This is a genomic window from Kordiimonas sp., assembly GCF_048260245.1.
Lineage (GTDB): Bacteria > Pseudomonadota > Alphaproteobacteria > Sphingomonadales > Kordiimonadaceae > Kordiimonas.
In genome coordinates, this window is sequence record NZ_JBLXGZ010000010.1 from 74,262 (window position 1) to 96,904 (window position 22,643).

Annotated in this window: 23 protein-coding genes; 5 read left to right on the top strand and 18 right to left on the bottom strand. The window is 56.9% G+C overall.

The window, feature by feature from the left end; genetic code table 11:
• The first annotated feature begins 34 nt into the window (after nucleotides 1-34).
• Nucleotides 35-922: an ATP-binding protein gene (locus tag ACN0VM_RS07525; protein ID WP_417450249.1), complete on the top strand. Its 888-nt coding sequence runs from the start codon at nucleotides 35-37 to the stop codon at nucleotides 920-922.
• Here the strand turns inward: ACN0VM_RS07525 and ACN0VM_RS07530 are convergent.
• The 13 genes from ACN0VM_RS07530 to ACN0VM_RS07590 all read right to left on the bottom strand — a co-directional run bounded on the left by ACN0VM_RS07530 (nucleotide 919) and on the right by ACN0VM_RS07590 (nucleotide 12,750).
• Nucleotides 919-1,932, bottom strand: coding sequence for a peptidoglycan DD-metalloendopeptidase family protein (locus tag ACN0VM_RS07530; protein WP_417450250.1), 1,014 nt, complete (start codon nucleotides 1,930-1,932; stop codon nucleotides 919-921). The two genes, ACN0VM_RS07525 and ACN0VM_RS07530, sit on opposite strands and share 4 nt — an antisense overlap.
• An 85-nt stretch (nucleotides 1,933-2,017) precedes the next feature.
• Nucleotides 2,018-2,800 carry a 5'/3'-nucleotidase SurE gene (surE, locus tag ACN0VM_RS07535; RefSeq protein WP_417450251.1) on the bottom strand — a complete coding sequence of 261 codons (783 nt, stop codon included), beginning with the start codon at nucleotides 2,798-2,800 and terminating at the stop codon, nucleotides 2,018-2,020.
• A gap of 20 nt (nucleotides 2,801-2,820) precedes the next feature.
• Nucleotides 2,821-4,098 (bottom strand): serine--tRNA ligase, encoded by a 1,278-nt coding sequence (gene serS / locus ACN0VM_RS07540; RefSeq protein WP_417450252.1) that lies wholly within the window; start codon nucleotides 4,096-4,098, stop codon nucleotides 2,821-2,823.
• A gap of 27 nt (nucleotides 4,099-4,125) precedes the next feature.
• A complete protein-coding gene (tatC, locus tag ACN0VM_RS07545; protein WP_417450253.1) occupies nucleotides 4,126-4,962 on the bottom strand; it encodes a twin-arginine translocase subunit TatC in 837 nt (278 codons plus the stop codon).
• Nucleotides 4,959-5,375, bottom strand: a complete 417-nt coding sequence (tatB, locus tag ACN0VM_RS07550; protein WP_417450254.1) for a Sec-independent protein translocase protein TatB — start codon at nucleotides 5,373-5,375, stop codon at nucleotides 4,959-4,961. The genes tatC and tatB overlap by 4 nt, the downstream gene beginning before the upstream one ends.
• Before the next feature lie 37 nt (nucleotides 5,376-5,412).
• The gene (locus tag ACN0VM_RS07555) at nucleotides 5,413-5,658 is read right to left on the bottom strand and encodes a twin-arginine translocase TatA/TatE family subunit (RefSeq protein ID WP_417450255.1); all 246 of its coding nucleotides are present in this window, start codon (nucleotides 5,656-5,658) and stop codon (nucleotides 5,413-5,415) included.
• Nucleotides 5,659-5,734: 76 nt separating this feature from the next.
• Nucleotides 5,735-6,469, bottom strand: coding sequence for an SMC-Scp complex subunit ScpB (gene scpB / locus ACN0VM_RS07560; protein WP_417450256.1), 735 nt, complete (start codon nucleotides 6,467-6,469; stop codon nucleotides 5,735-5,737).
• A gap of 5 nt (nucleotides 6,470-6,474) precedes the next feature.
• On the bottom strand, nucleotides 6,475-7,299 hold the full coding sequence (locus ACN0VM_RS07565) for a segregation and condensation protein A (protein WP_417450257.1): 825 nt from the start codon (nucleotides 7,297-7,299) through the stop codon (nucleotides 6,475-6,477).
• Entirely contained in the window at nucleotides 7,296-7,946 is a 651-nt protein-coding gene (locus ACN0VM_RS07570; RefSeq protein WP_417450258.1) for a site-2 protease family protein, read from the bottom strand. The genes ACN0VM_RS07565 and ACN0VM_RS07570 overlap by 4 nt, the downstream gene beginning before the upstream one ends.
• 18 nt (nucleotides 7,947-7,964) lie before the next feature.
• Nucleotides 7,965-8,972, bottom strand: coding sequence for a beta-N-acetylhexosaminidase (gene nagZ / locus ACN0VM_RS07575; RefSeq protein WP_417450259.1), 1,008 nt, complete (start codon nucleotides 8,970-8,972; stop codon nucleotides 7,965-7,967).
• 10 nt (nucleotides 8,973-8,982) lie between these two features.
• Nucleotides 8,983-9,789, bottom strand: a complete 807-nt coding sequence (locus ACN0VM_RS07580; protein ID WP_417450260.1) for an SPOR domain-containing protein — start codon at nucleotides 9,787-9,789, stop codon at nucleotides 8,983-8,985.
• Between the two features lies 1 nt (nucleotide 9,790).
• The gene (gene argS / locus ACN0VM_RS07585) at nucleotides 9,791-11,542 is read right to left on the bottom strand and encodes an arginine--tRNA ligase (RefSeq protein ID WP_417450261.1); all 1,752 of its coding nucleotides are present in this window, start codon (nucleotides 11,540-11,542) and stop codon (nucleotides 9,791-9,793) included.
• Entirely contained in the window at nucleotides 11,539-12,750 is a 1,212-nt protein-coding gene (locus ACN0VM_RS07590) for a deoxyguanosinetriphosphate triphosphohydrolase (RefSeq protein ID WP_417450262.1), read from the bottom strand. Before ACN0VM_RS07590 ends, argS begins: the two co-directional genes overlap by 4 nt.
• Before the next feature lie 169 nt (nucleotides 12,751-12,919).
• Between ACN0VM_RS07590 and ACN0VM_RS07595 the strand changes: the two genes are divergently transcribed.
• The 3 genes from ACN0VM_RS07595 (at nucleotide 12,920) to xth (ending at nucleotide 14,732) form a co-directional block, all read left to right on the top strand.
• Nucleotides 12,920-13,438 (top strand): PAS domain-containing protein, encoded by a 519-nt coding sequence (locus ACN0VM_RS07595; protein WP_417450263.1) that lies wholly within the window; start codon nucleotides 12,920-12,922, stop codon nucleotides 13,436-13,438.
• Between the two features lie 135 nt (nucleotides 13,439-13,573).
• Entirely contained in the window at nucleotides 13,574-13,915 is a 342-nt protein-coding gene (erpA, locus tag ACN0VM_RS07600; protein WP_417450264.1) for an iron-sulfur cluster insertion protein ErpA, read from the top strand.
• 28 nt (nucleotides 13,916-13,943) lie between these two features.
• Entirely contained in the window at nucleotides 13,944-14,732 is a 789-nt protein-coding gene (xth, locus tag ACN0VM_RS07605; protein ID WP_417450265.1) for an exodeoxyribonuclease III, read from the top strand.
• 3 nt (nucleotides 14,733-14,735) lie between these two features.
• Here the strand turns inward: xth and panD are convergent, their stop codons facing one another.
• From panD to ilvD, 4 genes are all read right to left on the bottom strand, one after another.
• Nucleotides 14,736-15,197, bottom strand: coding sequence for an aspartate 1-decarboxylase (panD, locus tag ACN0VM_RS07610; RefSeq protein WP_417450266.1), 462 nt, complete (start codon nucleotides 15,195-15,197; stop codon nucleotides 14,736-14,738).
• 146 nt (nucleotides 15,198-15,343) lie between these two features.
• Nucleotides 15,344-16,147: a hypothetical protein gene (locus ACN0VM_RS07615; protein ID WP_417450267.1), complete on the bottom strand. Its 804-nt coding sequence runs from the start codon at nucleotides 16,145-16,147 to the stop codon at nucleotides 15,344-15,346.
• 65 nt (nucleotides 16,148-16,212) lie between these two features.
• Nucleotides 16,213-16,650 (bottom strand): acetyltransferase, encoded by a 438-nt coding sequence (locus ACN0VM_RS07620; RefSeq protein ID WP_417450268.1) that lies wholly within the window; start codon nucleotides 16,648-16,650, stop codon nucleotides 16,213-16,215.
• A gap of 5 nt (nucleotides 16,651-16,655) precedes the next feature.
• A complete protein-coding gene (gene ilvD / locus ACN0VM_RS07625; protein WP_417450269.1) occupies nucleotides 16,656-18,506 on the bottom strand; it encodes a dihydroxy-acid dehydratase in 1,851 nt (616 codons plus the stop codon).
• A gap of 210 nt (nucleotides 18,507-18,716) precedes the next feature.
• Between ilvD and speB the strand changes: the two genes are divergently transcribed.
• The gene (gene speB / locus ACN0VM_RS07630; RefSeq protein ID WP_417450270.1) at nucleotides 18,717-19,628 is read left to right on the top strand and encodes an agmatinase; all 912 of its coding nucleotides are present in this window, start codon (nucleotides 18,717-18,719) and stop codon (nucleotides 19,626-19,628) included.
• Nucleotides 19,629-19,840: 212 nt separating this feature from the next.
• On the opposite strand, the gene ACN0VM_RS07635 is transcribed toward speB, so the two are convergent.
• The gene (locus ACN0VM_RS07635) at nucleotides 19,841-22,507 is read right to left on the bottom strand and encodes a valine--tRNA ligase (protein ID WP_417450271.1); all 2,667 of its coding nucleotides are present in this window, start codon (nucleotides 22,505-22,507) and stop codon (nucleotides 19,841-19,843) included.
• Nucleotides 22,508-22,643 lie beyond the last annotated feature (136 nt).

Consider the following 22,643-nt stretch of genomic DNA (forward strand, 5'->3'; position numbering starts at 1 on the left):
CAAGCCCACCCTAGATGGGTGCAAATTAAAAAGGATGCAAGAGTTGACCGCAAAGCAGGAGCAAAACACAGCGCTTATCGCTGCCATAGATCGGCTCACCGCCGCGCTGGAAGCCCAAGGCACTGAGAAGGACACAGCCGGGCAAGACCTGCAAAGCGCAGACGCCTATGTCTTTGACGCCGGGACAAACCTGCTGAAGTCGGTCATGCATGTATCAGCCCCCACGCTGGCGCTCCTGAAAGGGATCGACCGCACGAAACGCACCCTGCTTGATAATACGCGGCGCTTTGCCGCGGGCGCGTCCGCCAACAACGCGCTGCTGTGGGGCGCGCGCGGCATGGGTAAATCCACTCTCATCAAAGCCGTGCACGCAGCCGTGGCGGCAGAAAGCAAAACCGTAGCGCCCGCCTTGGTGGAAATCCACCGCGAGGATATCGCCTCCCTCCCCGCCCTGCTTGGCGACCTCAGAAACGCAGAGCGTAGCTTCATTGTGTTTTGTGACGACCTGTCGTTCAACAACCCGGATCAGGACTTCAAGGCCCTCAAGTCCGTGCTTGAAGGCGGGCTGGAGGGTCGGCCTGACAATGTGATTTTCTATGCCACATCAAACCGGCGTCATCTGTTGCCGCGTACGATGATGGAGCAGGAAAGCGCTACCGGCATCCACCCAAACGAATCGATGGATGAAACAATTGCGCTTTCGGACCGCTTTGGCCTGTGGCTGGGTTTCCACCCCTGCGATCAGGCTGAATATCTGTCAATGATCGAAGGCTATCTGACTGCCTTTGACCTCAAAAGCAATATTGATTGGCGGCCTGCCGCGCTGGAATGGGCCAAAACACGGGGTAACCGTTCCGGCAGAACTGCGTGGCAATTTGTGGTGAATGTCGCTGGAGAACTGGGCAAACGCGTGCGGTTTTAATGGCCAGCAGACGCTGTCATTTTGCTTAAATACCGTAATGGATCAAGAGCTTGCCTGCCCTTTCTGATCTCGAAATGCAGTTGCGGGTCACTTACCCCGCCGGTGTTGCCAACACGGGCGATGACCTGCCCTTTTTTGACCTGCTCGCCCTGCCGCACCAGCAGGCGTTCATTGTGCGCGTAGGCGGTGATCCAGCCACCTGCATGTTTCACCAGCAACAGGTTGCCGTACCCCTCAAGCGCGTTTGAGGCATAGACAACCACGCCCGCTTCAGAGGCTTTAACCGGCGTGCCCTGCCGCGCGAGGATATTGATTCCGTCATTGTGTAGGCCGTCCTGCTTGGCGCCAAAGCGCGAAGCAAGCCGTCCGGCCACGGGCCAGTCAAAGCCGCTGGAGGACCGTGGCGGCGGTGTCGTGCGCGGCACCGTGCGCCCAACCGTTTGCGGTGGCCTCACGACCCTGGGGCTGGCAGAAGCGGTCGTCACACCACTTGAGCTCGCACCCCCTGGCAAACGCAGCCTTTGGCCAACAGCCAGCGTATAGGGTGGCCTGATACCGTTTTCTTTCATCAGTGCCGACACAGTCACACCGTAGCGGCGCGAAATGCTATAGCCGGTTTCGCCCTTGGCGACGGTATGCATCTGGGAGGTGGGCACCTGCAACCGCTGCCCGACCGCCAAAGTGTAGGGCGCACGCAGATTGTTAGCGGATACAAGATCGCGGATCGGAATATCATAGCGGCGGGAGATGGCATAAAGCGTTTCCCCCTTGCGCACGATATGACTGCCTGCGCTATTACTGCTGACGTGCGCCGACCGTGGTGTGGTGGACGCATAGCGCACCGGCGGATTGGGTTTCACCCTTGGCCACGGAACAGGTCTTGGCGCGTTGCGCACAAAGTCGACCGCAGGGATATCCGCTGGCGCCACGACATAGCCGTGTGAGGAACAGGCAGAAAGCACAAGAACGACAGCCACGCTCAGGCCCAAGCGTGGGGTTATGCCTTTCAAAATTGATTCTCCGCCCATCATGATCGAAAAGATAGCTGGATGCCCCTCGCTCGGCAACAGATCAGTGCGATTTTACCAGATGATTTTAAAGCTTGCCATCCACCTTGCCCAGCATTGAACGGCGGGTTTCATGGTGTGTCAGATCAAGATGCAGCGGTGTCACGGAAATACAGCCCTCGCGAATGGCCTTAAGGTCCGTCTCGTGCCCCGGCACGCCCATTTCGCGGCCAAGTCCGAACCAGTAGTATTTGAAGCCGCGCGGGTCGATCCGCTCTTCTATATTGGTGCCGGACAGCTCCCTCAGGCCCTGCTCCGTCACCTTGACACCCTTGATCTCTTCCGGCGCGATGGCCGGGAAGTTGACATTCATCAGCACGTTCTCTGGCCAACCAGTCTCAATCAGGCGCTTGATAACCACAGGCGCAAACTGTTCCGCTGTATCCCAACGGGTCTTGGTATCCGGCCGTGTGCACTGGCTCAGCGCGATGGACGGCACCCCGGCAAGCTGGCCTTCCATGGCGACCGAAACCGTGCCCGAATAGGTCACATCCTCCGCCATATTGCCACCCCGGTTTACGCCCGAGAGAATAAGCGTGGGTTTATGATCTTTCATGATCTTATTGACGGCCATCATCACACAGTCGGTCGGTGTACCCGACACGGCCCAGCGTTTTTCGCCCATCTGCCGCAGCCGCAATACCTTGGACAGCGTCAGCGAGTGGCCCGCGCCTGATTGTTCTTCTTCGGGTGCAACCACCCAGACATCATCACTGAACTGATGTGCAATACGCTCAAGCACTTCAAGCCCGGGCGCATTGATGCCGTCATCGTTGGAAACAAGAATACGTGCTGGGGAAATAGCGGTCATAAGCCTCGCCTGTTCAAGTTTTAGGCGCCGACAACCTTTGCGCCGCCCATATAGGGTTTCAGGACCTCCGGCACGCGGATGCTGCCGTCAGCCTGCTGATAATTTTCGATCACCGCGATGAGTGTACGGCCAATTGCCAGGCCGGACCCATTAAGCGTGTGCACAAAACGTGTCTGCTTCTCGCCTTTAGGCCGGCAGCGCATCTTCATGCGGCGGGCCTGAAAGTCACCACAGGTCGAGCAGCTGGAGATTTCGCGGTAACGCCCCTGCCCCGGCAGCCAGACTTCAATGTCATAGGTGCGGCGCGCGCCGAAACCAATGTCGCCGGTGCACAGCTTCACGGTACGGAATGGCAGATGCAGGCGCTTGAGCACTTCTTCCGCGCAGGCGGTCATGCGTTCCAACTCCTCGTCCGACTTATCCTCCGTGGTCACAGTAACCATCTCGACCTTTTCGAACTGGTGCTGGCGGATCATGCCGCGTGTATCCCTGCCCGCAGACCCTGCTTCTGCGCGGAAACATTGGCTGTGCGCTGTTAAACGCAAAGGCAGGCTTTCCTCGTCCAGTATTTCACCGGAATGCAGGTTGGTCAGTGTCACTTCAGATGTCGGAATTAACCAGTGATCTGTCGTCGTCTTAAAGGCATCTTCACCAAATTTCGGCAACTGGCCAGTGCCCAAAAGCGCGGTATCGCGCACCATGGAAGGCGTGATAACCTCGGTATAACCGTGCTCGCCGGTGTGCAGGTCCAGCATGAACTGGCCGAGCGCACGGTGCAGCCGCGCGATACCAGCTGACAGCACCACAAAGCGCGAACCGGAAAGCTTGGCCGCGCGCTCGAAGTCCATCATGGCCAGCGCTTCACCAATGTCGAAATGCTCCTTGGGCGCAAAGTCAAAGTCGCGCGGGGTGCCCCATGTACGCACTTCCTCGTTGTCATCTTCAGAGGCCCCGTCCGGCACATCGTCATAGACCATGTTCGGCAGGCTCATCAGCAGCGCGTTCAATTCTTCGCCCACCGCGCGCTCTTCCTCTTCCAGTTCCGCGAGGCGTGATTTCAGCCCGGAGACCTCGGTCATCAAAGCCTGGGCTTCGTCCTCATTGCCCTGCCCCTTGGCGCGGCCAATAAGCTTTGACGCTTCATTCCGCCGTGCCTGTGCAGTTTGCGCCTCGGTCAGCAGCGCCCGATGCTTTTCGTCCAGCACCACAATTTCCTGCGCGCGCGGTGCTTCACCACGACGGGCAAGAGCTGCGTCAAAAGCTTCAGGGTTTTCACGGATGAATTTCAGGTCAAACATAATGATCTCGGTCTTTTCAGAAAGGCGTTAGCTGGCGTCGTCGGTCGTATTCGCCTCATCCGCCCGTGCCTTTTTACGTTCCGTGCTGGCGATCAACAGGATGGAAATCTCATACAGGAGCAGTATGGGAATGCCAAGGGCGATCTGGCTAATCGGGTCTGGCGGAGTGAGGAAAGCGGCTGCAAGGAATGTACCCACCACCATATAACGCCGTTTGGCCCGCAACGATTCAGCCGAGACGATGCCGACACGGCCCATCAGGGTAAGAGCCACCGGCAAAAGGAAGGCGACACCAAAGCCAAAGATCATCTGCATCACCAGCGACAAATACTCGCTCACCCGCGCCTCGGCGGTAATCGCAATCGCGCCCTCGCCGCCAGACTGCTCAAAGCTCAGCAAAAATTCCCACGCCCACGGGATGACCAGGAAGTACGCCAGCGACGCCCCCATCGCAAACAGGATCGGCGTAGCGACAAGAAATGGCAGAAAGGCTTTTTTCTCATCCCGGTACAGGCCCGGCGCGACAAACTTCCATATCTGGGTCGCCAAAAGCGGGAAGGTCACAATGAAGGCGGCATACAGCGCCACCTTGAGGTTCACCGCAAAACCTTCCATCAGGCCGGTGAAAATCATACGAGCATTCTCATTACCGGCCTGCGCCTGCATGTAAGGACGCGCCAGAATCTGGAAAAGCTCGGTCGAGAAATAGACACCGACGCCAAAGGCGGCCGCCATGCCGATCAGTACTTTGATCAGGCGGGCGCGCAGTTCATTCAAATGATCCAGAAGCGGCGCGCGGCTGGATTCCACGTCGTCTTCTTCGTCGGTAATATCCGGCTTGCCGATCTCATTAGGGGTCATCATGGTTTGCTGTCCCCATCCGCTTTGGCATCACCGTCAGTCGTCTCAGGCGCAGCTTCCTTAGGCGCCTTTGGCCCGGTTTTGGTGGTACCGTCAGATTTACGCTTGATAGGCTCTTTGGCCATCTCGGCTGCTTCTTCGGCTTCGCGGTTTTTCATAATGTGGTCGGTGATGTCTTCCGGGCTCATGCCGGGCCGAAGACCTTCTTTTTTCTTGAGGTCCCGAAAAGGGTCAGCGTCCAGATCCGCCTCGGCCGCGAGCTGTTCCACGCCTTGCCGAAATTCGGCAGACAGTTCTCGCACCCTGCGCATCAGCCCCCCTGCCGTACGCAAAAGGCGTGGCAGTTCCTTGGGGCCGACAACCACAAGCGCCAGCACCGCGACCACAAAAAGCTCCATCGCACCGATATCAAACATGAAACAAGACTCCCGACCCTATAACGCAAGCACAGGCTTACGCGTCGGTTTTGTCTTTTTGTTTTTCGGAGGATTTCACGACTTCACCGTCGATGGTCTTTTTATCTTCCACCGCTTTGACGGTTTCGTCATGCTCAGGCGTGTCCATGCCCTCCTTGAGCCCTTTGCGGAAGCTGGTGATACCCTGCGCGATATCGCCCATCAGGCCTGAAATTTTGCCTCGACCAAACAGCAGCACGATAAGCAGCACAACAAGTGCTATTTGAAGCCAACCCGGAAACATATGTTTTTCTCCCTCTCACCGACATGTCGCGCCGGTTTCTATTCATTATCTGGCAATGCAAACGGTCTGACACAAGTCAGGCTTCCGGTGGCTCCCCGCTATTCTCTCGCGCCGGTGGGCGCGTATCGACAGCTGCGGCCTGCTCTGACCGGGCGATCGCCTCTTCAAGGTCAATTTGGCCCTCAGCCTCGGCCACTGCCTTGGCTGGGTCCGGCATGCCGCCCATCTTATCAAGCGCCATATCGACGCTGTCCAGGAGGCCCGCAGCCTTGAGTTCCTGCACACCCGGCAAATCTTTAATGCTCTCGATACCAAAATGCACCAGAAAATCTTCGGTGGTGCCATATGTCACGGGACGCCCCGGCGTACGTTTCCGCCCCATCATGCGGGCCCAACCCGCTTCCATCAACACATCTAGCGTGCCTTTGGAGATGGAAACACCTCGAATTTCCTCAATCTCGGCGCGTGTGACCGGCTGATGGTAGGCGATAATCGCCATGGTTTCCACCGCCGCCCGCGACAGTTTGCGCGGTTCATCCACTTCACGTCTGAGCAGGAAGGAAAGGTCTTCCGCCGTGCGGAACATATATTTTCCCGCCACACGCACAAGATTAACGCCCGCCGGGGCATAAGCCTCGGTCAGTGCTTCGATATGCGCGGCCACATCAACACCTTCACCCACACGCTCGGTAATATCCTCAACCGAAAGCGGGTTTTCGCTCGCAAACAAAATCGCTTCCACCATGCGGCGGTGCTGGATTGTGGTCTCAGGGCTTACCGCCCGGGCTTCTGTTTCATTAGTTGTTAGCATCGTTTTTATTCATTCTTGTTACTGGTGTCGGCCCCGTCATCATCGGCTCGCTGGCGAAGGTATATGGGCCCAAATGTTTCCATCTGCCTTAGGTCCGCATGGCCGGCTTTGGCCAGTTCGAGCGATGCTGCAAACATGCTGGCAAGAGCAGAACGGCGTAACCTGTCATCCTTCAAATTCGACGGCAGGAATGTCGACAGAGTCGCCCAGGTGAATGTATCACCAATCAACCCCGAAAGCCGTTCTATAGCGTCCTCCAGCGAATAAACCGGGCGACGCTCAATACGAATTTCAGTTATGGAATGACGTTGGCGATTGTCTGCATAAGCGCGCAACAGCTCATACATTGTCACATCGTATGTGCCTTTTTTAAGTAGCTTGAGCCCCTCGGGCTTGCCGCGCCGGAACACATCACGGCCCATGCGGTCGCGCGCCATCAGTCGCGCGCCAGCCTCACGCATGGCCTCAAGCCGTTGCAGGCGCAGTTGCAGCCTGAATGCCAACTCTTCAGCTGAGGGCTCTTCGTCGTCATCGTCCTTGGGCAGTAACAGGCGCGATTTGAGGTAGGCAAGCCACGCCGCCATCACCAGATAATCCGCCGCCAGTTCAAGCTTCAGTTTCTTGGCTTCCGCCACAAACCCGAGGAACTGTTCCACAAGCTCGAGAATAGATATCTGCGTCAGGTCCACCTTCTGGGCGCGCGCCAGCATCAACAGCACATCGAGCGGCCCCTCGAAGCCGTCCATATGCAGCACAAGCTGGTCAGGGTCATGAGTCACACCATGATCCTGTGGCTTCACACCTTGGATGTCTTCTTCAAATTCCATCATATCGGCACACCAACGAGGTTCACGACAAGGTCGGTCATGAACAGCGTCGGTACAAGGATTATCTCTTTTGCGAGCAGGATAATACCCATCAGGATGAAAAAACCATAGGGCGCAATCGAACGATAGCTTCTGGCCGCCTCATGCGGCAGCAACTGCTCAACAATGCCACCGCCGTCCAGCGGCGGAATGGGCAACAGGTTAAACACCATAAACAGGCAGTTCATGAAGATACCATAATACATGGTGTTGGTGATCCAGTCCTGCCCGCCAGCCCCGAAGCCGAGAGAAAACCGCAACACATAAGCACAGAAAAATGCAACGATCAGGTTGCCAAACGGCCCTGCCAGCGCCACGATGATCATATCACGGCGCATATTTTTGAAGTAGCGCGGCTGAATCATGACCGGCTTGGCGTAGCCAATGAGAAACGGCAGGCTTGCCATCACTGCGACAAGCGGAATAACCACCGTGCCCAAGGGGTCTATATGTACAAAAGGATTCAACGACAGCCGCCCTTGCGACTTGGCGGTGCTGTCCCCCAACGCGTTTGCGGCGTAGGCGTGCCCTGCCTCATGCAATGTCACCGCCAGAAGAAACGGCAGTGCCATGATGCTGAGAAGGTAGAATTTATCGGCGAGAATGTCCAACAGACGACCCTTTATACTCTAGAACTTTTCCATCAGGGTTTCATAGCGGGCACGCAGGTCTGCACGGTCCGCGATAGGCGCCTGATCCGCCTCTGATATGAGCGACGCGATGCGTTTCTCAAGCTTGCCTGAGATAGGATGCGCCGCGCTTGCGATGACCTGCATTTCATTCATGTTGCCATTACAATGCAACGCGAGGTCACAACCAGCAGAAAAGGCACCCTGCGTTCGTTCGGTAAAGTCACCCGACAGCGCCTTCATCGACAGATCATCGGACATCAATATACCGGTGAAGCCCATTTTCATGCGAATGACGCGGCCGATCACCACACGCGACAGGGTTGCCGGGCGGTGTGCATCAATATCGCTGTAGGTGATGTGAGCGGTCATGCCAAAAGCCGCATCGCGCAGCGCCCGAAACGGTTTGAAATCGGTTTTATCCAGCTCCGCGATCGGGGTATCCACCACCGGCAGCGCCAGATGGCTATCTACCGTTGCCCGGCCATGGCCCGGCAGATGTTTGATCACCGGCAGCACACCACCATCCATCAAGGCGTCCACTACGATGCGGCCAAATGCGGCGACAAGGTCCGGATCACGGGAGAAAGCCCGGTCGCCGACGATCGGGTCCGCGTCGTCGCGCATCACGTCCAGCACCGGTAGGCAATCCACATTAATACCCACCCGCCGTAGATCATCGGCAATCAGGCGGCAATTGAGCCTGAGGGCGCTGGCCGCAAGGGTGGGGTCTTTTGCCGCCACTTTGCCAAAGGTTGCCATCGGCGGATATTTGCGCCAGTGCGGCTCCGTCATGCGTTGCACGCGGCCACCTTCCTGATCAATCAGGATAGGCACCTTGTGGCGACCCACGCTTTTCTTGAGATCAGCAACGAGCGCACGTATCTGATCCGGGTCTTCGCAGTTGCGCTTGAACAGAATAAATCCGGCCGGCTTCACCCGTGCGAAGAAGCTACGTTCTTCTTTGGTAAGCGTCGCGCCTGAGCAGCCAAAAATTACTGGGATCATTGCGGCGGCCCTACGGGTTTACAACAATGCAGGCTTGCTGCTGGGCCCGGAGGCCAAGGCAAACCTCATCGGCGGCGGCGCGTGTCTCCAGTGGCCCAACCCGCAGACGGTACAGGGTGCGGCCACCGGCGTTCACCGGTTCATATGACGGCGACAGGCCCGAAAGGAAATTGCTGTATTTTCCGCGGATTGTGCGCCACGCATTCTCAGCCTTTTCCGCCGAACCGTAAGCTCCAAGCTGCACCATAAATGCTTTTGCTGGTGTTGCTTTTGCCGGTGGGGCCTTTGCAGGCGCAGCCGCCTTGGGTTTGCTCACCTCGGCTTTTTTAACAGGCGCCGGCTCCGACTTTTGAACTTCAGGTGCAGGCTTGCTTTCCGTCACTTCTGCCACAATGTCACCGATTGGGTCGCCTGACGAAGCCGGGTCTTCCGGCAATGCCTCAAGCGGCTCTTCCGGCTGCGGCGCAAGTTTCACCTCGCCTGACGGCAGGACATCGCCGTTCGCCCGTTCAAATACCTGCTTGTCCTGATAAGGCACATCCATACCGCCGGGCTCTGCCGGTTTTTCCCGGATGGGGCTGGTATCCGCCACAATATGGCGGGGTGGCTCAACCGCACCGCCATCGTAAAGCGCGAAGATCACCGCTACAAAAAGCGCAACGACCGTCACGGCGACACCGGCCATGACCCACATTTTGCGGCCAGAAAACAGCCCCGTAGCCTCTTCTTCTTCCGGCACAGGCTGAAGCCATGGCGGAATATCTTTTTCCGCGCTCAGCCGGTCCTGATCGTTTGGTGACCTGTTGTTATCGCTCATGTTACCGCATTTCCTCCAGCGGCGTGACACCCAGCACAGAAAGTCCACTCGCAATCACCAGTGCCACGGCGCGTACAAGCGCCATGCGTGCTTCAGTCAACGCCTCATCCCCTTCGATGATAAACCGCAAACTTGGGTCATCATTGCCCTTATTCCAGAAAGTATGGAACTCTGACGCCAAATCATAAAGGAAAAATGCAATGCGGTGCGGTTCATGCGCTTCGGCAGAGGCCTCAACCATGCGTGGCCACGCCATGCACTGCTTGATCATGCCGATCTCGCCCTCGGACCTGAGGAGCGACAGGTCAGCACCAGCAAGGGCGTCATCACCCGTATCAAGCGTCGGGAAGGCCTCTCTGGCTTTTGCCAGCACCGAACAAACCCGCGCATAAGCATATTGCACATAAAATACAGGGTTATCCTTGGATTGTTCCATGACCTTCTTGAAGTCAAAATCAAGCTGCGCATCGTTTTTCCGCGTCAGCATGATGAAGCGGGTCACATCGCGCCCTACTTCCTCAACCACTTCACGCAATGTCACAAAGTTGCCCGACCGCTTGGACATCTTGACCGGCTCGCCGTCTCTGTACAGCTTGACAAGCTGACACAGGCGCACGTCCAGTGCGCCGTCTTCGGCCAGCGCTTTCACCGCTGCCTGCATGCGTTTTACATAACCGCCGTGGTCCGCGCCCAGCACGTCGATCATCTGATGATAACCGCGCACGTATTTGTCGTGGTGATAGGCGATGTCAGCAGCAAAATAGGTATATTCACCGGTGGATTTCTGCAGCGGCCGGTCCACATCGTCGCCGAAGTCGGTTGCGCGGAACAGCGTTTGCTCGCGCGGTTCCCAGTCTTCCGGCAGCTTGCCCTTCGGCGGCTCCAGCACGCCCTCATAAATATGACCACGTTCTTTCAGCACGGCGACAGCCTCGGGAATGCGGCCACTTTCGTGCAGGCTGCGTTCAGAGAAAAACACATCATGCTCAACACCAAGCTGGCGCAGATCCTCACGGATCATGTCCATCATGGCGTCGGACGCCTCAACCTTGAAGAGGGTCAGCCATTCTTCTTCCGGTGCATCAAGATACTGTTCGCCGTATTTGGCTTTCAGCGCTTCGCCCACCGGCACAAGATAATCACCGGGGTAAAGCCCTTCCGGAATTTCACCAATGTCACGGCCAAACGCTTCCTGGTAGCGCAGGTGAGCAGACCGCGCGAGCGTATCGATCTGGCTACCAGCGTCGTTGATGTAATATTCCTTGCACACATCAAAGCCCGCTTTTTTCAGCAGGTTCGCAAGCGCATCACCAAACACGGCACCGCGCACGTGACCCACATGCATCGGGCCTGTGGGGTTGGCGGACACATATTCCACGTTGATCTTCTCACCGCCACCCATGGTGCTGTCACCAAAGCCCGTGCCTGCTTCCAGTATGGCTTTCACCTGCCCTTGCCAGAAAGAAGGCGCGAGACGCAGGTTAATAAATCCAGGCCCCGCGATCTCCACACTTTCCACGTCAGCGAGCGCCGCAAGGCCAGGCTTCAGCAGCTCCGCAATATCGCTGGGCTTCATGCCTGCCTGCTTGGCCAGCACAAGGCCAGCGTTAGTGGCAATATCGCCGTGACTGGCATCGCGGGGCGGTTCCACCGCAATATTCCTGAAATCCAGCCCGTCCGGCAGCTTGCCTTCTTTGGCAAGCGTGGTCAGAAGCGTCTCAAGGGCACCCCGAAAATGGGTAAATACATTCATAGTGATACTCGGTTCAAATCAAACAATTTTGCGTGCTCGCGGAAGGCGAAGCGGTCGGTCATGCCGGCGATAAAGTCGGCAACCACACGGGCGGTCTCAGCCGAATTTCGCTCACCGGCGCGTTCGCTCCACTCCGTTGGCAGGCATTCGGGCTCGGATATATACAGATTGAACAAGTCGGTGACCACCCTTTTTGCCTTACTGCCCATACGGTTCACCAGATAGTGGCGATACATACGCTCAAACAGAAACCCCTTCAACTCCTTCACTGCTTGTTGCATATCGGCACCAAAGGAAATTGTCGGCAGCCCGGCGTTGCGAATATCGTCCGGCGTCTTCGGGGCAAGTGCTGTAATGCGTTTGGTGCTTTCCACCATCAGGTCGGCAACCATGCGGTTGATCAGGCGACGCACAAGTTCATGGATGGTCACATCTTTAGGCGCGTCCGGGTAGGTCCATTTCACTTCATCGATCAGCTGCATGACAACCGGTATGCGCTTAAGCTCCGACAGCTCAAACAGGCCCGCGCGCAGGCCGTCGTCAAGATCATGGCTTGAATAGGCGATATCGTCCGCAAGCGCTGCTATCTGCGCTTCCGCCGACGCGTAGGTATGAATTTCAAGATCATTTTCCGGTAGATAGTCGCGGAAACCAAACGGCAGGCTTTCGGGCGGGTTCGCCGGGTCAATCGGTTCGTCAGCAAGGGGCCCATTGTGTTTTGCCAGACCTTCAAGCGTTTCCCAGGTCAGGTTCAGGCCCTCAAAGGAAGCATAGCGGTGCTCAAGCCGCGTCAACAGGCGAAGCGCCTGCGCGTTATGGTCAAAACCGTCAAACTGGCCCATGCAGTCGTTCAGCACGGTCTCTCCGATATGCCCAAACGGCGGATGGCCCAGGTCATGCGCCAGCGCCAATGCCTCCGCAAGGTCTTCATTAAGGTGCATCGACCGCGAGATCGAGCGCGCGATCTGCGCCACTTCAAGCGAATGCGTAAGCCGCGTGCGGAAGTGATCTCCCTCATGATAGACAAAAACCTGCGTCTTGTGCTTCAGGCGCCGGAACGATGACGAGTGGATCACCCGGTCACGGTCGCGCTGATAACAGCTGCGATTCGGGGTCTCAGGTTCTTTGAACACTCGGCCGCGGGTTTCGGACGGTTTGCAGGCATAGGACGCAAGCGTCTCTTCGTAGCGCGGCAAAGCTTCGTTCATATGGTCTCTCCATCTCGATTACGGGCCAGTTTTCGGCACAGTAAAGCTGCCTAATTTTTTGAGCAACTGTTTGCTGGATTTTTCTGGAGTGCTCTGGCAAACTCCAAACAGTTAACGAATAGTTAACATACCATGTTGTTGTTAATACAATATTAACCATGTTGGCTGAATGATAGATATCTCGTTCAAAATCGGAGACACGCTGGCACCACATGGTGGTGAATTCCAGAAAAATATCTTTGAGCACTGGCAGCAGATCCAGCGCAGCACCGCCTATCCGATACAGCGCGATTTCCGACCACAAAAATTCGCAAAATATCTATCGCAGATCGCGGTCGTGTCGGTTAATCGCAAAGGCGAATATGCTGACAGATTGACGGGCGACACCATATCCGAGGTTTTGCAGCTCGGACCACACAAAGGCCGTCTCGTTGAGCCACAGGATGTCAATATACGTGATGTGATGCATACCATGCTGAACGAGACAATCCTGGCCGATGCTCCGATGTATTATAAGGGCTCCTTTATACCAACAGACCATAGGCGGATTGACTTCACCGCTTTGGTGCTGCCGTTTTCCTACGATGCCGCGGCAGGCCAACTTGACACCATGATGCTGGCCTTTGATTTCAGCAAACATAACCGGCAAGAGCTTGATTTCACCGCCTTCACCGCTGACCACCCCTGAGGGCGCAGTAAGCGGTGCGCCGTAATTATTCTGCTAACAACAGGCTCGTGAATTGACGCACGGCCTTCCTATCCCTACATATGTGTCATGACTTCACATAACGCCCTTGAGGCCAAAACGAACCAGCGAGACACCATGACGGACAAAGCACCACCAGTGGGCTTTAGCGAACGCGCGGCAAAACGTGTCGCAGCCCTGATTGACCAGCAAGGCAACCCGAACCTGAAGCTGAGGCTTTCGGTTTCCGGTGGCGGCTGTAGCGGCTTCCAGTATGGCTTTGACTTCGACGAAGAGCAAAAGGACGACGACATTGTCGTCGAGCGCGAAGGCGTAAAGCTTCTGGTGGACAACATGTCCCTGCTGTACCTGATGGGGTCGGAAGTTGATTTTGTTGAAGACCTTGTCGGCGCCTCCTTTCAGGTGAAAAACCCGAATGCTACGTCATCGTGTGGCTGTGGCTCCTCCTTTGCCATTTAACGGCGCGCAGCAAAAGGCGACTTCCTCAATGAAAATTGCGACCTTCAACATTAATGGCGTGAAGGCACGCCTGCCACGCCTTCTTGAATGGCTGGACGAATTTTCACCCGATGTCGCCTGCCTGCAGGAAATCAAAAGCCTTGACGATAATTTCCCACGCCTTGAGCTTGAGGAAAAAGGCTGGAACGTGGAGACGTTTGGCCAGAAATCCTTCAACGGCGTTGCCCTGCTCTCGAAACACCCGATCGAGGATATCAAACGGGCCCTGCCCGGCATGGATGGTGACGATGATACGGAAGACGAACAGGCGCGCTATATCGAAGCGACCATCAAAGGTGTGCGTATCGCGTCCATCTACCTGCCCAACGGCAACCCGCAACCGGGGCCGAAATTTGACTATAAACTAGGCTGGATGGACCGGCTGATCGAGCGGGCAAAATATCTGCGTACGCTCGAGGTGCCAGTTGTGCTGGCGGGTGATTATAACGTCATCCCCCACGATGAAGATTGTCACAACCCTGCAGCGTGGGTCGATGATGCACTAACACAACCGGAAAGCCGCGCACGGCTCAGAAGCCTGCTCAATCTTGGCTATCTGGATGCCATCCGGCAGATCACACCGTCCGGCCCGATGTACAGCTACTGGGATTACCAGCGCGGCGCATGGCCCAAGGATCACGGCATTCGCATTGACCATTTGCTGCTATCACCGCAGGCAGCCGACATGCTCAAGGATGCGCAAGTGGACCGCCTGCCTCGTGCCAAGGAAAAAGCCAGCGACCATACGCCTGTGTGGATTGAACTGGATATCGATTGAAGCTCAGGCGTCCACGGTTTCGTAGACTTCGCCTTCCCGGTTATTGGCAGGTTTGCCTAATTCATCAAGGCTGGGCGTGATATATTCATCCACCGCGACGATATGGTTTTGGGCGTCCACATGCACCGCGCGGGAGATACGGCCCGGCAGGTCGCGGGCCGGCACCTGCTCGTAACCCATGATGATGGCGAGGTCGCCTTTCGAGAACTGATGCGCTGCCGCACCGTTAAGGCAGATAACGCCTGAGCCCTCGCTGCCCTCAATAATATAGGTCGTGATGCGTTCGCCATTGGTGATATTGACCACATCCACCGCCGTATGGGGCAGCAGGCCGGATGCGCGCAGCAAAACGGGATCCACCGTGATGGAGCCAACATAATTAAGCTCAGCCCCTGTGACTGTCACACGGTGCAGCTTGCCATACATGAAGGGGCGTAATGCGCCATCGAGGTGAGGTTTGCTCAAACGGCCTATCCTTTTGCTACCGGCTGCACAATAACCCGCAACCGACAGCGGATATGGCGTATGAAGGGGCTGCCGTCAACATCAATGGCGACGAAAATTGGGGCACGCTCCCACGTGCTCCCCATATGATGGCCTTCTCGCCACAGTCACGCGCCAGACATATCGCCGTCCTGCCGTGCAGCATATACCTGCCGTTGCCAGTCATAGCGAAGGCCGTGCGCCACCGGAACAACCGCGAGCAGCAAAAGACCCACCAGAATTTCAAAAATTTCACCGATGATCGCTGGTGTCGCTAGTTGAATAAGGGTCAAAGGAACATAAAAAATCAAATATATGCTGAACAGCACCACGGCAAATTCGCCGATGTGAGGTTCGCCAATCTCTTCATTTGCGCGCCCCATCGCGGTTTTGGTCAGGTTTGAGGAAAATCCCGAATAAACGGCACATGTCACGCCAAAGGTAAAAAGGTATAACACGCCCACTTTGCGAATCATCTCGGCAGTGCTCATCTCGGAAAGGGTGGCAAGTTCTTTCAGGGAAACGCCAAAGCCGAATATTCCGGCGATCAGAAACATGACCGACGCAACAATGGCAAGGAGGATCGTAATGAAAAACAACTTTAACCCGGTTTCCAATGCAGGGGTGATACTGCCCTTGAAACCTGCCGGCAGAACATTGTCACGCCCCTCTGCCCCGTAGCGCACCCAAAAATTAAAACCCCACCCAAGGACAAGGACCACAACCAAAAGTATCGCAACAGATGCCAACGCCAAAGTCAGCATTTGCGGCAAAAGGTCGCTCAGAACCATACCCGCAAGGCTGATAACCACGCCGGCCAGAACGACAACGCCGACGAGGAAGCCTATGGTGATCGCCAACCCCAGGGGATAGGCAAATGTTTGCGTAAAAGACTGCTTTATGAACTCGACTATGGGAAATTTTGGGTTCACGGCGATACCCCCTGATCTAATGAACAAGGGCTAAAACTAGCCAATCAATTTCAGATTGAAAAGCTCTATCGACCCCACCGCATATGAATAATGGGAAACGGCCGTCCGGCATCGTCAACGGCATCGCGCCGGATATCAGTGAAACCACACGACCGGTAGAAGGCATGCGCCTGCGGCTGTTGCTCGTTTACCTGCACGGTCACGCTGTCAAACTCGCGCTGCATACGCTCGGTGAAGCAGCGGCCGATGCCCTGCCCGTGATGCGAAGGGTCGACAAACAGCGCGTCGATATTATTGCCCGTGCACCCCATGAAGCCCAATATACGGTCATGCGCATCGGTATACACCGTGAAAGTAGCGTTTGGCAGATACTCATGCCTGACGACCTCGGCGATCTCCTGCCTGTCGTTCTCGGTCAGGAAATCATGGGTGGCAACAACGGCAGCATGCCAGATTTCAAACAGGCGGGTATGGTCACCCGCGTGCGCATCACGAAACGGCATAGGCGTTACTCAAACCTTGAGACGTCACGCACGGCACCGCGGCTGGCCGATGTCGCCATGGCGGCATACGCCCGAAGCGCCTTTGACACCTTGCGGGGCCGGGCATGCGCCGGCTTCCATGCTGTGTCGCCCTTGGCCTCCATCGCTTCGCGGCGGGCGGCAAGGGTGGCGGCATCCACCTTCACGTTGATGGTACGGTTCGGGATCGATATCTCGATAATGTCGCCCTCTTCCACAAGGCCGATAGCACCGCCCTCGGCGGCTTCCGGGCTGGCATGCCCAATGGAAAGCCCGCTGGTACCGCCTGAGAAACGACCGTCGGTCAGCAAGGCACACTCCTTGCCAAGCCCCATGGACTTGAGATAGCTGGTGGGATAGAGCATTTCCTGCATGCCTGGCCCGCCTCGCGGTCCTTCATAGCGGATAACAACCACATCACCCGCGACAACTTCACCGCCCAGAATTGCGGCAACCGAGGCGTCCTGGCTTTCAAAAATGCGCGCACGACCGGTGAAGTTGAGGATGCTTTCGTCCACACCGGCTGTTTTGACGATACAGCCATCTTCGGCAATATTGCCGTACAGCACCGCAAGGCCGCCATCGCGACTATAGGCATGCTCCGCATCGCGGATACAACCTTCGTGCCGGTCCAGGTCCAGTTCCTCATACCGTTTGTTCTGGCTGAATGCCACTTGCGTGGGCACGCGACCGGGCGCCGCGCGGAAAAAATGATGCAAGTCCGGGTCGTTGCTCAGCCGCACGTCATAACGGCTGATGGCTTCATTCATCGTGCGGGTATGCACGGTCGTGCATTCACCGTTGATCAGCCCGGCGCGGTTCAACTCACCAAGGATAGAGAAAATGCCGCCTGCGCGGTGCACGTCCTGAATGTGATATTTCTGCGTTGCGGGCGCCACCTTGCACAGATTCGGCACCTTGCGCGACAGCCGGTCAATGTCTGCCATGGTAAAATCGATCTCACCCTCCTGCGCGGCGGCGAGGATGTGCAGTACCGTGTTGGTGGAACCGCCCATGGCAATATCCAGCGCCATGGCGTTTTCAAACGCGCCGAAGCTGGCCACGTTGCGCGGCAGCACACTTTGGTCGCCCTCATCATAATAACGTTTTGTCGCCTGCACGATCACACGGGCTGCAGTCAGGAACAGTTCCTTCCGGTCGGCGTGGGTCGCAAGCGTGGTGCCGTTGCCGGGCAGACTAAGGCCCAGCGCTTCGGTGAGGCAGTTCATGCTGTTGGCGGTAAACATGCCCGAGCATGAGCCGCATGTAGGGCATGCACTGCGTTCAATACGCGCGACATCCTCGTCCGACACATTCGGGTTTGCGGCGTCAACCATGGCGTCCACAAGGTCAAGCTTCCTGACCTCGCCGTCATAATCGTCCTCGCCCGCTTCCATCGGTCCGCCCGAGACAAACACCGCCGGTATATTGAGCCGCATGGCCGCCATCAGCATGCCCGGTGTGATCTTGTCGCAGTTGGAGATACAGACAAGGGCATCCGCACAGTGCGCATTAGCCATATATTCCACACTGTCGGCGATGATCTCGCGGCTGGGCAGGCTGTAGAGCATGCCGTCATGACCCATGGCAATGCCGTCATCAACGGCGATGGTGTTAAACTCCTTGGCGATACCGCCCGCAGCCTCAATCTCGCGCGCGACAAGCTGGCCCATGTCCTTCAGGTGCACATGCCCCGGCACAAACTGGGTAAAGCTGTTGGCAACCGCGATAATCGGCTTCCTGAAATCGTCATCCTTCATGCCGGTGGCGCGCCACAGCGCGCGGGCGCCCGCCATATTGCGGCCATGGGTAGAAGTACGGGAACGATACTCGGGCATTTCAGGCTCTCCGGACAGGGGCTTTATCACTGACTTGCATCAGTAGGTCATAATCCGCGCGACCATAGCCGCCCCGCCTGCGGCTGTCGATAAGAAATGAAAAGAAAAAAGCCATTTTTTGTATTTTAATTTCGCCCAAATCCATTGCCAGTCACGCAGGCGCAGCCTATAGATGGGGCTTGTTTTTCACCCCGTTGAGGAGCTCTCGCCGTGTCCCAAGGCATGATGGAACCCTATGCAGGCCTGATCAGTTTTTTGCGCATGCCGTTTGCCCCTTCAGCGGAAGGGCTCGATATCGCCGTGATGGGCGTGCCGTTTGATCTGGCCACCACGGGCCGTTCCGGCGCGCGCTTTGGCCCGCGCGGGGTGCGCGAAATGTCCCTTACCATGGCAGAATTCCCGTGGGGCGTCTGGCCGTGGGAGTATCATTTCCGTGACAGGTTCAAGGTGGCCGACCTTGGCGACGTGACAGGCTTCACTGCTTATACGGACCGCATGATGCCCTGCGTGGAAGCCGCAGCCGACAAAGTGCTGGCCACCGGTGCGCAGCTCCTCAGCATTGGCGGTGACCACTCCATCAGCTACCCGCTGTTGCGGGCGCATGCACGCAAACACGGACCGCTGGCGCTTATTCACTTTGATGCGCATTCGGACACCTGGACAGATGAAGACCTGAACCATGGCACCATGTTCTATCACGCCATTCAGGAAGGCATTATCGTCCCAGACAATTCCATCCAGCTTGGCATGCGCACCCCAAACCCGGACCAGCACGGTATGCTGGTGCATGACGGGCTTGAATGTCTGCGCACCCCGGCTGAGGAAATGGCAAAGCGTATCCGCGCGCGCGTCGGCGACCGCCCCGCCTACCTGACCTTCGATATTGATTTTCTCGACCCGGCGTATGCGCCCGCAACCGGAACACCGGTGGTGGGTGGCCCCAATGTGGCTTACGCGCGCGATGTGCTGAGGGCGCTCAGGGGCATGAATATCGTCGGCGGCGATCAGGTTGAAGTGGCACCCCACTATGAAGGGCCAGGGCAGATCACGGCGCTCGCCGGGGCGACCATCGCCTGCGATATTCTGTATCTGATCGCCGAAGGGCGTCAGCCGAAAAACTAACACACTGCCCTTACGCGGCGATCATTTCGCGATAATTAGGGTGGCTAAGCAAATACACCCAACTTCCCGATTCCGAATCAGCTGCGACTCAACACTTAAAGTATCACTTTAACCTGATGCTGCGCTGGCGTGGGGGGTGGTAAAAATAGAAAAGGCGCCCCATGACGGAGCGCCTTTTTATCATTCCGGTGGCGAAGCAAGCAATGATGCGCCTATAGCCGCGCCAGCGCCGCCTTCACCTTGGCCGCTTGCTCTTCAAGCTCGACCAGTTGTTCACGCGCTTCAGCGACCACATGCTCCGGCGCTTTGGCGACGAACTTCTCATTGCCCAAACGCCCCTTCAGCGCGCCCGATTCTTTCATCAGCTTTTCAAGGTTTTTCTCAAGCCGGGCCTTCTCGGCATCCAGGTCCATCAGGTCGGCAAGTGGCAGATACACCGTCGCTTCGTCCACCACAAGCTGGGCGGCCCCTTTGCTGTCTGCCGCGTCCACAGCTTCGGCTTTTTCAAGCCGCGCAAGACGGCACAGCATGTCCTGAAACTCGGTCAAGCGCGCTTTGGTACCCTCGCTCGCGCCCACCACCAGCGCGGTTGCCTTGGCGCCCGCTGGCACATTCATCTCGGCGCGGGTTGAACGGATCTCACCAATAAAGCGGATCAGCCAGTTGACATCCTCGCCTGCGGCCGCGCTGGCCTCGTCCACCGCTGGCCATGCCGCGTGGATAAGGTCATAGGGGCGGTCAGCTTTGGTGGCGTGCCAAAGTTCCTCGGTGATGAAGGGCATGAAGGGGTGCAAAAGCACCAGAATCTGATCCAGCACCCAGCCAGCAACCTTGCGGGTCTCGGCCTTCGCGGCCTCGTCTTCGCCCCAGAAGACCGGTTTGATCAGTTCCACATACCAGTCACAGAAGGTACCCCACGTGAAGTGGTAAATGGCGTCGGCGCTATCATTGAAACGGAAAGCGTCAAACGCCTGCGTGATCGCTGCCGTGGTTTTGGCAACCTCGCCAATGATCCACTTGTTCACCGCCAGGGTGGCCTCAGGTGCGTGCGCGCTCTCTGAGCCCGCGATCTCGTTCATCTCGCAGAAGCGGGCGGCATTCCAAAGCTTGGTGGCAAAGTTGCGGTAACCTTCCACCCGTTTTTCACTGAGCTTGATATCCCGCCCCTGCGCTTCCATCGCAATGAGCGTGAACCGCAGCGCATCCGCACCATATTTCTCAATAAACTTAAGGGGGTCGATCACATTACCCTTGGACTTGGACATCTTGGCGCCGTGTTCGTCACGCACCAGCGCATGGATATACACATTCTTGAACGGTACACGGATTTCTTCCGGATTCTCCGGGTCGGCCATGAAGTGAATGCCGGACATCATCATGCGTGCTACCCAGAAGAAGATGATATCAAACCCGGTAATGAGCGTGCTGTTGGGGTAATATTTTTTGACCGTAGCGGTGTCCTCAGGCCAGCCAAGCGTACTGTATGGCCACATGGCGGAGGAGAACCACGTGTCGAGCACATCCGGGTCCTGCGTCAACTCAACGTCCCCACCCAGCTTGGCGCGGGCGGCGGCAAGGGCCGCTTCTTCGGTTTCCTCAACAAAAACACTGCCATCGGCCGCATACCACGCCGGGATACGGTGGCCCCACCACAACTGGCGCGATACACACCACGGCTGGATGTTGCGCATCCATTCAAAATAGGTTTTTTCCCAGTTCTTGGGGATAAAGTTGGTCTTGCCGGTCTCGACCGCTTCAATGGCAGGCGCCGCAAGCGTGGCCGCGTCCACATACCATTGCTCTGTCAGCCAGGGCTCAATCACCACGCCGCCACGGTCACCATATGGCACCATGTGCCGGTGCGGCACCACCTTGACGAGGAAACCGGCGGCGTCCATGTCGGCCACAATAGCCTTGCGGGCCTCAAAGCGGTCCATGCCCTGATATTTCTCAGGCGCGTTTTCATTCACCGCCGCGTCACGGTCGAAAATGTTGATCATTTCAAGGTCGTGGCGCTTGCCGATTTCAAAGTCGTTAAAGTCATGCGCAGGCGTGACCTTCAGGGCACCTGTGCCCTGCTCGGGGTCGGCGTGTTCATCACCTACAATGCGGATCAGGCGGCCCACCAGCGGCAGCTTGACATGCTTGCCAATCAGGTCCTTGAAACGCTCGTCCTCGGGGTGCACGGCAACGGCGGTATCGCCCAGCATGGTCTCGGGCCGGGTGGTGGCAATCTCGATAAAGCGGCCTTCTTCCTCGGCAATCGGGTAATTGAAATGCCAGAAATGGCCGTCCACTTCCTTTTGCTCAACTTCAAGGTCAGAAATGGCGGTTTTGAGCTTGGGATCCCAGTTTACGAGGCGCTGGTCCTTGTAAAGCAGGCCTTCCTTATAGAGCTGAACAAACTTCTTCAGCACCGCCTTTGAGCGCGGCTCATCCATGGTGAAGGCCTCGCGCGACCAGTCACAGCTGGCACCAAGGCGGCGAAGCTGGGTGGTGATGGCACCGCCGGATTCCGCTTTCCACTTCCACACGCGCTCGATAAAGGCCTCACGGCCCATGTCCTGACGGCTAACATTGCTGCCTTCGGCGTCCATCTGACGCTCGACCACCATCTGGGTGGCGATACCCGCGTGATCAGTGCCCGGCTGCCACAGCACATCCTTGCCGCGCAGGCGTTCAAAGCGCACCAGCGCATCCTGCAGGCTGTTATCCAGCGCGTGGCCCATATGAAGATTGCCGGTGACATTCGGCGGCGGCATGACAATGACATAGGGCTCGGCATCCTTGCGCTTGCCACATTCAAACGCGCCAGTGCTTTCCCAGTGTTCGTACCATTTGGCTTCAATATCCGCCGGGGTGTATGTCTTGTCGAGCATCTTCTATTCCGTTTTGTCACACATATGCCGCATCGGTTGCAGCACCTTCATATTTCCGGGCAATCCGGGGGCGCACAATGCACAATTCTGGCACAAAACAAAAGCCTCAACTGGGTATTTGGAGCACATTTCCCCG

Bases quoted from the DNA above. Each gene is read 5' to 3' on its own strand.
- ACN0VM_RS07620 (WP_417450268.1), bottom strand. From the start codon at position 16,650: ATGCCGTTTCGTGATGCGCACGCGGGTGACCATACCCGCCTGTTTGAA.
- ACN0VM_RS07555 (WP_417450255.1), bottom strand. From the start codon at position 5,658: ATGTTTCCGGGTTGGCTTCAAATAGCACTTGTTGTGCTGCTTATCGTG.
- tatB (WP_417450254.1), bottom strand. From the start codon at position 5,375: ATGTTTGATATCGGTGCGATGGAGCTTTTTGTGGTCGCGGTGCTGGCG.
- surE (WP_417450251.1), bottom strand. From the start codon at position 2,800: ATGACCGCTATTTCCCCAGCACGTATTCTTGTTTCCAACGATGACGGC.
- scpB (WP_417450256.1), bottom strand. From the start codon at position 6,469: ATGCTAACAACTAATGAAACAGAAGCCCGGGCGGTAAGCCCTGAGACC.
- nagZ (WP_417450259.1), bottom strand. From the start codon at position 8,972: ATGATCCCAGTAATTTTTGGCTGCTCAGGCGCGACGCTTACCAAAGAA.
- ilvD (WP_417450269.1), bottom strand. From the start codon at position 18,506: ATGCCCGAGTATCGTTCCCGTACTTCTACCCATGGCCGCAATATGGCG.
- tatC (WP_417450253.1), bottom strand. From the start codon at position 4,962: ATGATGACCCCTAATGAGATCGGCAAGCCGGATATTACCGACGAAGAA.
- ACN0VM_RS07595 (WP_417450263.1), top strand. From the start codon at position 12,920: ATGATAGATATCTCGTTCAAAATCGGAGACACGCTGGCACCACATGGT.
- xth (WP_417450265.1), top strand. From the start codon at position 13,944: ATGAAAATTGCGACCTTCAACATTAATGGCGTGAAGGCACGCCTGCCA.
- ACN0VM_RS07580 (WP_417450260.1), bottom strand. From the start codon at position 9,789: ATGAGCGATAACAACAGGTCACCAAACGATCAGGACCGGCTGAGCGCG.
- ACN0VM_RS07525 (WP_417450249.1), top strand. From the start codon at position 35: ATGCAAGAGTTGACCGCAAAGCAGGAGCAAAACACAGCGCTTATCGCT.
- serS (WP_417450252.1), bottom strand. From the start codon at position 4,098: ATGTTTGACCTGAAATTCATCCGTGAAAACCCTGAAGCTTTTGACGCA.
- argS (WP_417450261.1), bottom strand. From the start codon at position 11,542: ATGAATGTATTTACCCATTTTCGGGGTGCCCTTGAGACGCTTCTGACC.
- erpA (WP_417450264.1), top strand. From the start codon at position 13,574: ATGACGGACAAAGCACCACCAGTGGGCTTTAGCGAACGCGCGGCAAAA.
- ACN0VM_RS07565 (WP_417450257.1), bottom strand. From the start codon at position 7,299: ATGATGGAATTTGAAGAAGACATCCAAGGTGTGAAGCCACAGGATCAT.
- ACN0VM_RS07590 (WP_417450262.1), bottom strand. From the start codon at position 12,750: ATGAACGAAGCTTTGCCGCGCTACGAAGAGACGCTTGCGTCCTATGCC.
- ACN0VM_RS07635 (WP_417450271.1), bottom strand. From the start codon at position 22,507: ATGCTCGACAAGACATACACCCCGGCGGATATTGAAGCCAAATGGTAC.